This is a genomic window from Aureimonas altamirensis (genome assembly GCF_023702225.1).
Lineage (GTDB): Bacteria > Pseudomonadota > Alphaproteobacteria > Rhizobiales > Rhizobiaceae > Aureimonas > Aureimonas altamirensis_B.
The window spans coordinates 321,918-335,845 of sequence record NZ_JAMQCO010000005.1 but is presented as its reverse complement, the minus strand read 5'-3'; the positions used below and the strand labels follow the sequence as shown (position 1 = coordinate 335,845).

Sequence of the window (13,928 nt, the reverse complement as noted above, 5' to 3'; positions counted from 1 at the left end):
GTCCGGCCCGGCGCCGCCGCCGTCTCGATGGCCGGCTTATAGGACCAACAAGATCCAACCGTCAACCAGGAAAATCGCAAAACTGTCGAAAAACTGCGAAACGCTTTGTCCGACAATGACTTGCCTGGACCCTATCTGGGTATCCCCTGCCCCGATGTCAAACCCGGACGCCATTTTGGTCGGTGGATCCAGTGGAATCGCTTGCCGCGCGAGACGAAACCCGGCCTTCTGCCGGCCCCGATGCCCGCCTTATCGAAGGCCAAATCGCACGCGAGATTGACATGCGCAGGCGAAACCGGCCAATCGTTTCGCGGAAGCCGGAGTGGGGCAGCGAGCAGGAGCGGAATGAAGCAGGAACGCCATGTGCTCGACGAGTTGGGGGATACGCCTCCGCTGGTCGCCGACAAGCGGCGACGGCCGGATCGGCGTCAGGTCTCGGCGCGTTGGCTGGCGGGAACGCTTCTGACGGGCGTCACCTCCGTGACGCTCATGGGCATCGCCCTGTCGGCGGCGCATGAGGGGCACCCCATCCTAGCGCGGCCCGCGGTGCAGAACCCGTCGGCGGCATACGCCGCGCCGGACGTTCCGATGATCCGCGGCGAGCGCGTCTTCGCCACGGCGATCCCGCTTTCACGCAGCAAGAAGGTGCTGGAAGTCCCCACGATGATCAGCGACGGCAACCGGGATGTCATCCGGACCGTGCCGATCGCCTATGTGGCGATGATGCTGGGTGCTCGACATACCGCCACCGAGGATTACCCCGATTTCGATCCGTTGAAGGTATTTGCCGAGGACGACGCAGAGGTCGACGCCGATCGGCTGGGCGAGCAGGGTCAGATCTACGGATCGCGGGTGGAGTCCGATGTGCAGCTTGCCGTCGAGCCGTTCGACATGGCCAGCGCCGACCTCGACGATCTTGACGATATCGGTACGGAGGAGGCCGAGGCGCTCCTGCGCCAAACCGAGGAAGATCTCGAGACGACGCCCGTACAGGTTGCGGCGTTCCTTCCCTTCGATCCCGGCCGCTTCGATCCGATGAGCGATATCCAGGGATATGTACCGGGCTCTGCCTTCCGGGTCATTCAGGAGAACGTCTCCGTCTCGCAGGCCGACGACGGCGCCGCCCATGCCGGTCGGTATACGGAAGAGATCATTCCGCTTCGCGAAACCTACGGAATCGAGAAGGCGCTTACCGAGAACGGCTACCCGGAAGCGGAGGCCGGCAAGGCGGCGGCGGCGCTGGGGAAGCTTCTGGGCCGTGATGAGATGCAGCCCGGCGAGGTGCTCCGGCTCGGTCTTCTGGCGCATGACGGCGACCCTGGACTTGTCCGCGTATCGGCCTATCGCGGCATCGACCATCTGGCGACCGTGGGACGCGCCGATGACGGCACGTACATGGAGGGGCCCGAACCGCAGTTGAGCCGGTCGGTGGCCGAAGCCTTCGATGAGAACGCCACGGAAGAGCCGATGCGCTCCAGCATGCCGACCGTCTACGACGGCATCTACCAAGCGTCGCTGTCCTACGGGCTGGACGAAAGGCTGGTACGCCGGCTGGTGCGCCTTCTGGCCGCGGATCTCGATTTTCAGGCACGGCTGGAGCCGGAGGACAAGCTGACCGTCCTCTACTCGTTGACGGACGGCAAGACGGAAGCCGACGAGAACTCCGACATCCTCTACGTCGAGGCGAGGTTCGGCAATTTCGAGAAGAAATATTATCGCTTCTGGGATCCCGACGCCGGCATTCTCGACTTCTACGACGCGGAAGGGCGGAGTGCACGCCAGTTCATGCTGCGCAATCCCGTTCCGAACGGACGCTTCACCTCGTCCTTCGGGTCGCGCCGGCATCCGGTCTTGGGCTATTCGCGCATGCATTGGGGCGTCGACTGGGCAGCGCCGCGCGGCACGCCCATCCTGGCCAGCGCCTCCGGCACGGTAACCCATGCCGGCTGGACGAGCGGCTACGGGCGCCAGACGGTCATCAAGCACGCCAACGGCTACGAAACCTCATACTCGCACCAGAACTCCATCGCCAAGGATGTCGTCGTCGGCGCCAAGGTCCGGCAGGGCCAGGTGATCGGTGCGGTCGGATCCACCGGCCTGTCCACCGGCAACCACCTGCATTACGAGGTTTCGGTCAATGGCCAGCGCGTCGATCCGATGCGGATTCGCCTTCCGGCAAGCCGTGCCCTGAAGGGCGAGCAGATGGAGGTCTTCCAGCAGGAGCGCGCCCGCATCGATACGCTGATCGAGGAAGGCGCGGCCGACATGCGGGTCGCCGGCCGCTGACGCTCGTCTGCCGGTTCGGAGCGTTTCCGCTCTAGGCGGCCGGCTGGATTCGGGAATGGCTGCGCCACAAATCGATGCCGCCTTCCGTCGCATGGGAATCGATGGACTTCAATTCGTCGTCCGAGAAGTCCAGATTGTTCAGCGCATCCAGAGAATTATCGAGTTGCTCGACGTTGCGCGCCCCGATCAGTGCCGAGGTTACGGCCGGATTGCGCAGGACCCAGGCAATGGCCATCTGCGCGAGCGTCTGTCCACGAGCCTTGGCGATCTCGTTCAGCGCGGCGATCCGCTCCACATTCTCCGGGGTGATCAGTTCGGGCGAAAACGAAACGCTGCGCGTCGCGCGCGAGCCTTCGGGCACCCCGTTCAGATATTTGGTCGTGAGCAGCCCCTGGGCGAGGGGTGAGAAGGCGATGCAGCCCAGGCCGAGTTCGGCCAGCGTATCCAGAAGGCCGTCTTCCACCCAACGGTTCAGCATCGAATAGGATGGCTGGTGAATGACGAAGGGCGTACCCTGCGCCTTGAGAATACGATAGGCCTCGCGCGTCAGTTCCGGCGAATAGGAAGAGACGCCGACATAGAGCGCCTTGCCCGAGCGCACGGCCTGATCCAGCGCCCCCATGCTTTCTTCGAGCGGCGTGTCGGGATCCGGCCGGTGATGGTAGAATATGTCCACATAGTCCAGCCCCATGCGCCCGAGGCTTTGGTCCAGGCTGGCAAGGATGTATTTTCGCGAGCCGAAATTGCCGTACGGGCCCGGCCACATGAGGTAACCGGCCTTCGTGGACACGATCAGCTCGTCGCGATAGGGGCGAAGATCCAGTTCCATCCAACGGCCGAACTGTTCCTCGGACGAGCCGGGAGGCGGGCCGTAATTGTTGGCGAGATCGAAATGCGTGACGCCCCTGTCGAAGGCGCGGCGCAGGACCGCGCGCCCCGTCTCGAAGGTATCGACACCGCCGAAATTCTGCCAGAGGCCCAGCGAAATCGCCGGCAGTTGCAGCCCGGAGCGGCCCGTTCGCCTGTAGGGCATGCTGTCGTAGCGGTTTGCCGCGGCATCGTATGGCATCTGTCGTCCCTCCCGGAAAACTTGAAGTCAGACGCCTTGTAGCCGTGCGGCGACGCAGCCTCAAGTTTCAACGGCAATAGGTTGAGCCATTGGTGCGTGCGGCGATATCCAGGTGGAAATGGGTGTCGTGATCGGCATCGGTACCGGGCCCGAGGACGGTGCGAAACGGGCCGCAGGCGGCGCGTCGCGAATCCGCCAGGAAGCGGTCATCCGCGGTGGCCGGCTCCTGTCGCTCGACGATGATGGTCTTGCCCGACCGGAAGCCGAAGGATGCGATATCGATGGCGCTGCCGCGCGAATGTTCCGATATACGGCTTTCGCTGGCGCGATCGCGGCACACATAGGTGGATGCGTGCGTGATCGACGTGAGTTCCTCGTCGGGGAAGGCCTTCCTGGCCGCCTCGACAACTCCCTTCGCCACCCAGATATCCAACGCCAGCGCGGTGCGGCACAGCATCTGCGTATCGGGCGAAACCGTCATGCCACTACTGAGCGCCCGAACCGTGACGGGGCGCAGCACGCCGCAATCGCCATCGGCGATCGAGTCTCCTATCGAAAATTGCACACCCCGCTTCTTCAACTCTCCCTCGCATGTCTCCGCATCCAGCAACGCTTCCGCCGCTTCCACCGATTCTTCTGGTGTCACGGCCGCATCGGGCGTTGTCGGAGCGGACGGCTCCGGGCTGGTGCGCGCCTTCTGCGGTGAAACATAGGCGGGACGGGGCTCGGCCGGCGTCGGCGGCGTCGCTTTCGGCCCCTCGGGTGCGTCCGCGGATGGTGGTTCGGGTTCCGGCTGCGGCTCCGCCGCGCCGGGCGCCGGCGGCTCTGCCGGCTTCAACTCCGGAACCGGGATGGCCGCTTCGGGAATATCCTGGCCTTCGCGGGTCGGAGCGGGCGGGCCCGCGGTCTCGCCACCGGGGACGGGCGTCGGTACGGGAGCGTTCTCCTGCGCCGCGCTTGCGCCGCAGCCGGCCCCGTAAGCGAAAAGACATGCGGCGAAGACGACCGGCCGGATGGACATCATGTCAGTCGTGAAACTCTACGGTGACGCCCGGCTTCACGAGCTTCGCCAACTCCTGGGCGTCCCAGTTGGTCAAGCGGATACAGCCATGGCTGTTCGTCTTTCCGATTTGCGACGGCTCGGGCGTTCCGTGAATACCGTAGGTTGGCTTGGACAAGGCGATCCAGACCGACCCGACCGGACCGTTCGGGCCGGGCGGTATCGTCAGGACGCCGGTGTTGTTGCCCTGCTGGAAATTGATCTTGGGATTGTACGTGTAGTTCGGGTTCAGGGCGATGCGCGCCACGGTATGGGTTCCGGCGGGCGATGGCGTGGCGGACGAACCGATGGTCGCGGGATAGGCGACGACCAGCCGCCCGTATTCGTCATAGGCGCGTACCTGCTCGCGGCCCTTGTCGGCCACCACCCGCGCCACCGGCGTCTTGACGTTGGAGCCCGTATCCATCACCCGCAGGATGGTTCCGGGACGGCTGAAATCGGCACCCGGATTGATTTCCCGAAGATAAGCCTCGTCCATGTGGAACCGTTCGGCCAGCATTTCCGAAACGCGCTCGTAGGACATCGCCGGCATCGTCGCCTTCTCGGCATAGTCCGAAGGGATCGACGCGACGAAAGGCCCGGAAACGTCCTCGTTGGTGATCTGATATTCCACCACCGCCGGCCCGCCCGTCGCATACAACTCTTCCAGCAACGCTTGAGGGCTCGTCGCGTCCAGCAGGCGGCCCGTCATTTCGTGGTAGGCGGCGACGGCCTTGTTGACGTTGGACCCCATGCGTCCGTCGATGACGCCGGGCGATACGCCCGCGCGATCGAGGATCACCTGAAGCGCGGCAACCTCCGCCTTGGCATTGCGCCCGGTCGGCCCGGCGACCGGCGGTGCGGGGTCGGTCTCGATCATCGGCTGGCCGGGCGCCGGCATGGCGGGTTCCGCCGGGTTGACCGAGCCCGTGTAGGTATTGTCCACGGGCGGAAGGCCGGCGCGCTGCGAAGCACCGGGCGGCGGCAGGGGCATGGAGTCCGATGGGCCGGCTCCGTAGTTTCCGTAAGGGTCGTATCGCTGCGCCGGCCCCTCCAGCACGGCCCCGGGAGGGGGCGCGCGCCGGGCCGGCTCCTCGATCGAGACGACGCGGCCATAGGGATCCACGGTCACGATGCGTCCGTCCTCGTCGATGAAGCGCCGGACGTCTCCCATATCCTGGTTATCGTAATAGGGATCGTGCGCCCCGTACGGGTCGCGCCCGTAATCATAGCCGTACTGCGCCTCCGCGGAGGTCGCGGCCAGCGGCAGGATCGCCAGAAACGCGACTATCCAGCGAAAACGCAACGCCATCATCTTCAATCCTTTCCGGCCGAGAGATTCGACCAGAGGTTCCACCGCCCAAAGCGAGAATGTCCGGTCTCCACTCTATCGCAAGATATGGTTACCGAATGGCAAATATCGTCCATCGCCATTCTCATGTCGCCGGCCGGGCCGGACCCTGTTCGGCTCGGCGCAGCCGGAAGCGGACGGGATTGGGTTCGTGATCGTAGATCGCGCCGGAATACACATCGACACCGGCGCCCACCACGCCCACGCCCGTCATGACGTTGCGTGCGGCCCCGGTAGCTCCGGCAAGACTGACTTTCGATCGTACCTCCACAGTCTGGCTGACATAGCCCGGCTTTTCCGCAGTGACGGTAAAATCCTCGGCACGAGGAGCGCGGATTCTGCAGGGGCCACGGCAAACCCGCCCATAGCTTGTGCGCACCAATGCGTCCGCGGGTTCGACTTCGATGGTCACGTCGTCGCTGGTCCCACGCGCGATGGTGCCGCAGGCGGCAAGCGTCGGCATTGCCAGGAACAGAAGCGCTATCGCTCGCAGGGTCATCGAAACCTCGTCCGAACTCGATACCAGATCAGATTATAGACAGCGGAACCTTGCCTGACGGCGGCGGAAAGGCCGCGTCCAACACCTTCATGTCATCGGCATCCAGATGAAGCCGGAGGGCAGCGGCATTCTGCCGCACATGCTCTTCCGTACCGGCCTTGGGAATGGCGATCATGTTTCCGTCCCTGATCGCGAAGGCCAGCGCCACCTGCGCCGGGGCTACGCCATGCCGCCGCGCCACACGGGCCAGCGCCGCATGGCGCAGGAGTTCGCCCCCCTGCCCCACGGGCGAGTAGGCCATGGCCGGCATGCCTTCGCGCCGCATCCACGGCAGAAGGTCAAATTCGGTTCCGCGCTCCTGCGGATTGTAGAGGATCTGGTTGGTTGCGCAGGCGCGGCCACCCGGCGTTTCCATCAGCTCCTGCATATCGTCCGTGTCGAAATTCGACACGCCCCACATGAGGATCTTGCCGTCTGCACGCAGGCGGTCGAGCGCGGCGACCGTCTCAGACAACGGAAAACCGCCGCGCCAGTGCAGTAGATACAGATCGATCCGGTCTGTGCGCAGTCGCTTCAGGCTTCCTTCCAGCGCGCGGATGGTGCCCTGCGACGATGCATGGGACGGGGCGACCTTCGATACGATGAAGAGTTCGTCGCGGCGTCCCTCGATGGCTTCGCCCACCAGTTCCTCCGACGCGCCGCCGGCATAGATTTCGGCCGTGTCGACGAGGGTCAGCCCAAGGTCGAAGCCGACCCGCAGCGCCCTGATTTCCTCGCCGCGCGGGCGGCGGCCCTCGGCCATCATCCAGGTGCCCTGACCGATTGCGGGAACGCCGTCGCCATCGGCAAAATCGATCGTCCGCATGCGCTTTCCACCCTCTTCATTACCGTTTTCGACGCTACCGCACCGGAACGAGCGCGCGCCTTGCGTCGTTCCAGAAACGGAACACGGACGAGAGAGGGAGGTTTCCCATGTCCTCGACTTACGAAGTGAGCCCGAATGGTGACGTGCAGGTCGGCGCCGATGCCATCGAGGCCAGCCGCGTAAACGGCACGAAGGTTTTCAACACCGACGGCGACAGCCTCGGCCATATCTACGATCTCGTGATCGGCAAGCGCGACGGCAAGGTCAAATATGCGATCATGTCGTTCGGCGGCTTCCTCGGGATCGGCGAAGAGTATCACCCGCTGCCATGGCAGGTGCTCAAATACGACGAGCGGCAGGGCGGCTATGTCGTCGGCCTGACACGCGAGCAGTTGGAGGGTGCGCCGCACTATTCCGAAAGCGACCGGCCCGACTGGGTGGACCCGGCTTACGGCCGGCGCATCAACGATTACTACGGCCTTGGCTATTACTGACGGAAACCTGAGGCACAAACGAAAGGGGCGGCCGCGAGGCCGCCCCTTTTTCTGTCATGCGGCGAACCGGTCGCCGGGTGTTTCGGCTTTCGAGCCGACCACATAGAATTGCAGCCTGTCGTTGCCAGCCGAAATCTTGACGCTGTCCTCGTCCTTGATCTCGCCGAGCAGGATGCGCTCGGCCAGGGGGTCCTGCACCTCGCGCTGGATGACCCTCTTCAGGGGGCGTGCCCCATAAGCCGGGTCGTAGCCCTTTTCGGAAAGCCATTCGCGTGCCGACGGCTCGAGTTCCAGACTGATCTTGCGCTCCTGCAACAGCTTCTCCAGCCGCCGCATCTGGATATCGACGATCGCGCCCATCTCGGAACGATGCAACCGATGGAACAGGATGGTCTCGTCGACGCGGTTCAGGAATTCGGGCCGGAAACTGGCGCGCACCACGTCCATCACCTGCCCCCGCACCTGCTCCACATCCTCGTCGTCCTTGAGCGCCACGAGATATTCGGCGCCGAGGTTCGACGTCATGACGATCAGCGTATTGCGGAAATCCACCGTACGGCCCTGTCCGTCCGTCAGCCGTCCATCGTCCAGGACCTGCAGCAGGACGTTGAACACATCCGGATGGGCCTTTTCGATCTCGTCGAACAGGATCACCTGATAGGGCCGGCGTCGGACCGCCTCGGTCAGCACGCCGCCTTCCTCATAGCCGACATAGCCGGGAGGCGCGCCGATCAGCCGGGCCACGGAATGCTTTTCCATGAACTCCGACATGTCGATGCGCACCATCGCGGTCTCCTCGTCGAAGAGGAAACTGGCCAATGCCTTCGTCAACTCCGTCTTGCCGACGCCCGTCGGACCGAGGAAGATGAACGACCCGATGGGCCGGTTCGGATCCTGCAGGCCGGCACGCGCACGCCGCACGGCGCGGGAAACGGCCTGTACCGCCTCGCCCTGCCCGACCACGCGTTGGCCGAGAACGTCTTCCATCCGGAGAAGCTTTTCGCGCTCGCCTTCCATCATCCGGTCTACCGGTATGCCGGTCCAGCGCGAAACGACCTGTGCGACGTGATCGGCGGTCACGGTTTCCTCGACCATCGAACCGCCCTGCGACTGGTCCGCCGTCTCGGCTTCCTTCAACTGGCGCTCGAGGTCCGGGATCTCGCCATAGGCCAGCTCTCCCGCACGCTGGAACTCGCCATTGCGCTGGGCGATGGCCAGCGCGTTGCGGGCCTCGTCGAGCTTGCGCTTGAGCTCGGCCGCATGGCCGAGTTTCGACTTTTCGGCCTGCCAGGTCGCCGTCAACGCATCGGATTGCTCCTGCAGGTCGGCCAGTTCGGCCTCGAGCCGCTCCAGCCGGCTGCGCGCGCCATCATCCTTTTCCTTCTTGAGGGCCTCGCGCTCGATCTTCAGTTGCACGACGCGGCGGTCGATCTCGTCCAGGGCCTCGGGCTTGGAATCGACGGCCATGCGCAGCCGCGCCGCGCCCTCGTCGACAAGGTCGATGGCCTTGTCGGGCAGGAAGCGGTCGGTGATATAGCGGTTGGACAGTTGCGCGGCGGCCACAAGGGCGGAATCCGATATCCGCACCTTGTGATGCTGCTCGTACTTTTCCTTCAGGCCGCGCAGGATCGAAATCGTATCCTCGACGGTGGGCTCGTCGACGAAGACGGGCTGGAAGCGACGGGCAAGCGCCGGATCCTTTTCGACGTGCTTGCGGTATTCGTCCAGCGTCGTCGCGCCGACGCAATGCAGCTCGCCGCGCGCCAGAGCCGGCTTCAGCAGGTTGGACGCATCCATGGCGCCGTCCGCCTTGCCCGCGCCGACAAGCGTGTGCATCTCGTCGATGAATAGGATGATGTTGCCGTCGGCGGATTGCACTTCCGACAGGACGGACTTCAACCGTTCCTCGAATTCGCCGCGATACTTCGCGCCGGCAATCAGCGCGCCCATGTCGAGCGCCATCAACTGCTTGTCACGCAGCGATTCCGGCACGTCGCCATTGACGAGGCGCAGGGCCAGGCCTTCGGCGATGGCCGTCTTGCCGACACCCGGCTCGCCGATCAGCACCGGGTTGTTCTTGGTACGGCGCGACAGGACCTGGATCGTGCGGCGTATCTCGTCGTCGCGGCCGATCACCGGGTCGAGGCGGCCCTCGCGGGCATCCTTGGTCAGGTCGCGGGCATAGCGCTTCAAGGCATCGTAGCCCTGTTCGGCGGACGCGCTGTCTGCGGTGCGGCCCTTGCGGATTTCGTTGATGGCGGCGTTCAGCGAGTTGGCCGTCACGCCGGCCTTGGCCAGGATTTCGGAGGTCTTGGCGCTTTTTTCCATGGCCAGTGCGAGCAGCAGTCGTTCCACCGTAACGAAGCTGTCGCCGGCCTTCTTGGCGATTTCCTCTGCCGTTGCAAACACCTTGGCCGTCTGCGGCGCAAGATAAATCTGCCCTGCGCCGCCCGTCACGCGGGGGACGGCGTCGACGGCGGCATCCACCGCCAGCCTCACATCCTGGGGCCGGCCGCCGGCGCGCTCGATCAGGCCCGTGGCCATCCCTTCGGGATCGTCCACCAGGACTTTCAAAAGATGTTCGGGAAGGAATTGCTGATTGTCGCGCGTCAGTGCCAGGGTTTGCGCAGCCTGAACGAAGCCGCGCGCACGCTCGGTGTATTTCTCGATATTCATCCGGTCATCTCCTTTACGGCGATGGCCCGATCTTCGGCATCCATCGCCACACCGTGGAGTCGGCTCCCCTGAGGCGAACCGCTGCATCGGATATGGGATGGGTCGAGCCTGCCGAAAAGATGCCCCGACAAAAGATTGGACGCAAAAGAAAAGGGCCGGTGATGCCGGCCCTTTTCAAGATCGATCGATTGCAGTGGACGGCGATCAGCTATCCGAACCCACGAGAAACGCGGGCAGATGGCTTTCTTCGGATGCGTCGTCATCCGCCTTCTTGCGGCGGGCGCGGGTGGCCGACTTGCGCTTCGGCGCTTCCGGTCCGGCGTCCTCGCCCTCCACCTTGGCGGCAGCGGCGCGGGTACGCCGGCGCGGTGCCGGCTTCGCGTCGGCATCGATATCGGCGCTTACGGTCGCCGGAGACTCCCCGGCGGCCGGGGCGGGAACCTCGGCGTTCACCGGAGCATCGACAACGGCCTCCGCCTCGTCGCCATCGCGGCGCGGACGGCCGCGTCGACGGCCCTGCTCCGCCTTCAACTCGACGGACGGCGTCATCGACGCGTCGTCGGCGAATGTGGGCGATTCGATCTCCGGCTGCGGGGCGCCGACGGCGCCGACATCCTGGCCGTCGCTACCGGGCTGACCTTCGCCACGCTCACGGTTGAAGCGCTCGCGGCGCTCGGCGAAGCGGGTACGCCGATCTTCCCTGTCGCGGCGGAAATTGCCGTCGTTGCGGTTGTTGTTATCGTTGCGATTGCCGTTAGGGCGGTTCTGTGCGTCTTCGCCTTCGGCAACGGCCTCGGGCGCATAGCCTTCGCCATTGCCCTGCCGGTCGCGGAAATTGTTTCGGCGATCGCGGTTGCCGTCGTGGCGGGAATTATCCTGCCGACCGCCATCGTGGCGGTTCTGGCCGTTGTTCTGGCGCTCGCCCCCATTGTGCTGGCGGTCACCATTATAGCCGTTCTGGTGGCCATTGTTCTGCTGGCCGTTCGGGGCGCCGCCCTCTGCCGCCAGATCGTCACCCTCGTCCTCGTCGCCGTCATAATCGCGCTCATTGGACTGGAGCTGGAAACTTCCCTGCGCAGCGGCGACGATACGCCCGTAATGCTCGGCATGCTGGAGATAGTTTTCCGCCATGACACGGTCGCCGGAAGCCGTCGCATCGCGCGCCAGCGTCGTATATTTTTCGGCTATGTGCTGGGCCGTCCCGCGAATCTTCACGTCAGGTCCATTGGATTCGTAGCTGCGCGCCAGCGGATTGGGGCCCTTGCGCCCGCGTCCACGCATACGCTTGTTCTGCTGTTGTGGCCTCATGCTTTTCCTGTCTTTGGATCACACGGTCCGTTTCGGCCGGCGCATGAAAATCGCGCTGCCTGTTCGTCCGGTCTGGCCCCATCTTTCGGGCGGCACAGGCCGCCACGCATGAAAATCAGCGTTTGAGCATTTGCGACAGAATCCGCTTACGCGAATGCGCCGCCCTTGCTCGCCATGTTTCGTGTTGGTCGTGTCCCGCGAGTGTTCACAGACACCTGGACGGATCGGAGCCTTTTCGGGGGGCTTTCGGCCCGACCGCCTCAAACGAAGCGGTGCGCCATCCCTGCCGAATATCCGTCTCTGGATTTAGTCCTAGTGGCTCCGACGCGCGCTCACAAGGGGTTTCTTGGTCCGCTTCCTATTTAATTGTGCATTGTGCCCGTATTTGTCATCCCGCGCCGCGGCGGAACAGGAGTGCGCGTTCGTGCCCGCCGAGGTCCATCTTCGACGCGACGAAGGCAAGCCCCGCCTGCTCCATCAGGCTGCGGACGTCGGGCCCCTGGCCGGCCCCGATTTCAAGCAGCATGTCCCCGGCCGGTCGCAGAATGTCCGCCGCGCCGGAAGCCAGGGCGCGATAGGCATCGAGCCCGTCGGCTCCCCCGTCCAGCGCCCGGCGCGGATCGTGACGGCGAACGCCGATATCGAGCCCGTCGATCTCGTTCGAAGGAATATAGGGCGGGTTCGACACGACGGCGTCCAGCGGGTCCGAGATGGAGGAGAGATAGTTCGATACGAGCGGGCGAATCCGAGCCGAAACGCCGGCATCGCGGGCGTTCCGCATCGCGGTATCCAGGGCGCCTTGCGCTATGTCGACGGCGATGCACCGGGCCTGTGGAAATTCGGCAAGGAGCGATACCGCTATGGCGCCCGTGCCCGTCCCGATATCGGCGAAGAGGAACGGCGTCGCCCGCCCGAACCGCGCCGACAGCGTCTCGATGGCCAGGTCCACCAGTGTCTCGGTGTCCGGCCGCGGCTCCAGCGTATCGGCCGACAGCGCGAAGTCGTGCGCGTAGAACGGCCGATGCCCGAGGATGCGGTGGACCGGCTCGCCCGACATGCGCCGCAGCAGCCGCTCGCGGAAGGGCTCCACGGGCCGCGACGGGCATTGTCCGGAGCGCAGATGAAGATCGGCCGACGTCAGGCCCAGGCTGTCCATCATCAACAGGCGCGCATCCGCCGCCGCGCTGTCGATCCCCGCTGCGGCCAGTTGAGCCCGGGCCTGCGCAAGGAGCTCGCCGATGGTGGGCGCCTCAGGCATCGACACCCATGGAGGCCAGTTGCGCCGCCTGATGATCGGCGATGAGCGCGTCGATCAACTCGTCCATCTCGCCTTCGATGACGCGATCGAGCTTGTAGAGCGTCAGGTTGATACGGTGATCGGTCACACGCCCCTGCGGAAAATTGTAGGTGCGGATACGCTCCGACCGGTCGCCCGAGCCGACCTGCGACCGGCGCGCCTCGGAACGCTCGCTCTCCACCCGCTGCCGCTCTATGTCGAAAAGGCGGGCGCGCAGCACCTGCATGGCCCGCGCCCGGTTCTGGTGCTGCGACTTCTCGGACGAGGTGACGACGATTCCGGTGGGCAGATGTGTGATGCGCACGGCGGAATCGGTGGTGTTGACGTGCTGGCCACCGGCGCCGGACGCGCGCATCGTGTCGATGCGGATATCTTCCGCGCGGATCTCTATGTCCACATCCTCGGCCACGGGCAGCACGGCCACCGTCGCCGCCGAAGTGTGGATGCGCCCGGACGATTCCGTCGCCGGCACGCGCTGCACCCTGTGCACGCCCGATTCGAACTTCAGCCGCGAGAAGACTCCCTTGCCGCGCACTTCGGCGATCACCTCGCGGTAGCCGCCGACCTCACCGTCAGAGGCGTCGAGTATCTCGACCTTCCAGCCGCGCAACTCGGCGTAGCGCTGATACATGCGGAACAGGTCACCGGCAAAGAGGGCAGCCTCGGAACCGCCGGTCCCGGCCCTGATTTCCAGGATCGCGCCCTTTTCGTCGGCAGCGTCCTTGGGCAGAAGCAGGATGAGGATTTCGTCCGACAGCGCGTCGATGCGCCCGGCCAGGTCGTCCATCTCCGCAACGGCAAGCTCGCGCATTTCGCGGTCGGCGGCAGGATCCTCCAGAAGGCCCTTCAGGTCGGCGCGCTCTCGCGTTGCGGCATGATAGGCGCGGATGGCCGCGACCACGTCCTCGAGCCCGGAATATTCCGCGGCCAGCCGCGCATAGACCTCGTGCTCCGGGCCCTTGGCCATCTCGGCCTCCAGGTGCTCGGACCGCTTGAGAATTTCGTTCATCGTATCGGCAGGCAAGATCGCCATGGGATTCCTGA

At 64.9% G+C, this 13,928-nt stretch carries 11 protein-coding genes; 2 read left to right on the top strand and 9 right to left on the bottom strand.

The genetic code is table 11. The features are described from left to right. Positions 1–345: 345 nt before the first annotated feature. Entirely contained in the window at positions 346–2,286 is a 1,941-nt protein-coding gene (locus NDN16_RS11135; RefSeq protein ID WP_251113686.1) for a M23 family metallopeptidase, read from the top strand. Positions 2,287–2,317: 31 nt separating this feature from the next. Here the strand turns inward: NDN16_RS11135 and mgrA are convergent, their stop codons facing one another. The 5 genes from mgrA to NDN16_RS11110 form a co-directional block, all read right to left on the bottom strand. Further along, positions 2,318–3,355, bottom strand: a complete 1,038-nt coding sequence (gene mgrA, locus NDN16_RS11130; protein ID WP_251113685.1) for an L-glyceraldehyde 3-phosphate reductase — start codon at positions 3,353–3,355, stop codon at positions 2,318–2,320. Positions 3,356–3,422: 67 nt separating this feature from the next. Continuing rightward, on the bottom strand, positions 3,423–4,379 hold the full coding sequence (locus tag NDN16_RS11125; RefSeq protein WP_285292599.1) for an extensin-like domain-containing protein: 957 nt from the start codon (positions 4,377–4,379) through the stop codon (positions 3,423–3,425). Position 4,380: 1 nt separating this feature from the next. Then, a complete protein-coding gene (locus NDN16_RS11120; RefSeq protein ID WP_251113683.1) occupies positions 4,381–5,709 on the bottom strand; it encodes a L,D-transpeptidase family protein in 1,329 nt (442 codons plus the stop codon). Between the two features lie 121 nt (positions 5,710–5,830). After that, positions 5,831–6,244, bottom strand: a complete 414-nt coding sequence (locus NDN16_RS11115; RefSeq protein ID WP_251113682.1) for a translation initiation factor 2 — start codon at positions 6,242–6,244, stop codon at positions 5,831–5,833. Between the two features lie 28 nt (positions 6,245–6,272). Then, positions 6,273–7,109, bottom strand: coding sequence for an aldo/keto reductase (locus NDN16_RS11110; RefSeq protein ID WP_251113681.1), 837 nt, complete (start codon positions 7,107–7,109; stop codon positions 6,273–6,275). A gap of 107 nt (positions 7,110–7,216) precedes the next feature. Here NDN16_RS11110 and NDN16_RS11105 point away from each other — a divergent pair, with 107 nt between their 5' ends. Beyond that, the gene (locus tag NDN16_RS11105; RefSeq protein WP_251113680.1) at positions 7,217–7,603 is read left to right on the top strand and encodes a PRC-barrel domain-containing protein; all 387 of its coding nucleotides are present in this window, start codon (positions 7,217–7,219) and stop codon (positions 7,601–7,603) included. A 54-nt stretch (positions 7,604–7,657) separates the two neighbouring features. On the opposite strand, the gene clpB is transcribed toward NDN16_RS11105, so the two are convergent. The 4 genes from clpB to prfA form a co-directional block, all read right to left on the bottom strand. After that, positions 7,658–10,279: an ATP-dependent chaperone ClpB gene (clpB, locus tag NDN16_RS11100; protein ID WP_251113679.1), complete on the bottom strand. Its 2,622-nt coding sequence runs from the start codon at positions 10,277–10,279 to the stop codon at positions 7,658–7,660. 204 nt (positions 10,280–10,483) lie between these two features. Then, on the bottom strand, positions 10,484–11,587 hold the full coding sequence (locus NDN16_RS11095) for a DUF4167 domain-containing protein (RefSeq protein ID WP_251113678.1): 1,104 nt from the start codon (positions 11,585–11,587) through the stop codon (positions 10,484–10,486). A 388-nt stretch (positions 11,588–11,975) separates the two neighbouring features. Beyond that, entirely contained in the window at positions 11,976–12,845 is an 870-nt protein-coding gene (gene prmC / locus NDN16_RS11090; RefSeq protein ID WP_251113677.1) for a peptide chain release factor N(5)-glutamine methyltransferase, read from the bottom strand. Further along, positions 12,838–13,917: a peptide chain release factor 1 gene (gene prfA, locus NDN16_RS11085; RefSeq protein WP_251113676.1), complete on the bottom strand. Its 1,080-nt coding sequence runs from the start codon at positions 13,915–13,917 to the stop codon at positions 12,838–12,840. The genes prmC and prfA overlap by 8 nt, the downstream gene beginning before the upstream one ends. Between the last annotated feature and the right edge of the window lie 11 nt (positions 13,918–13,928).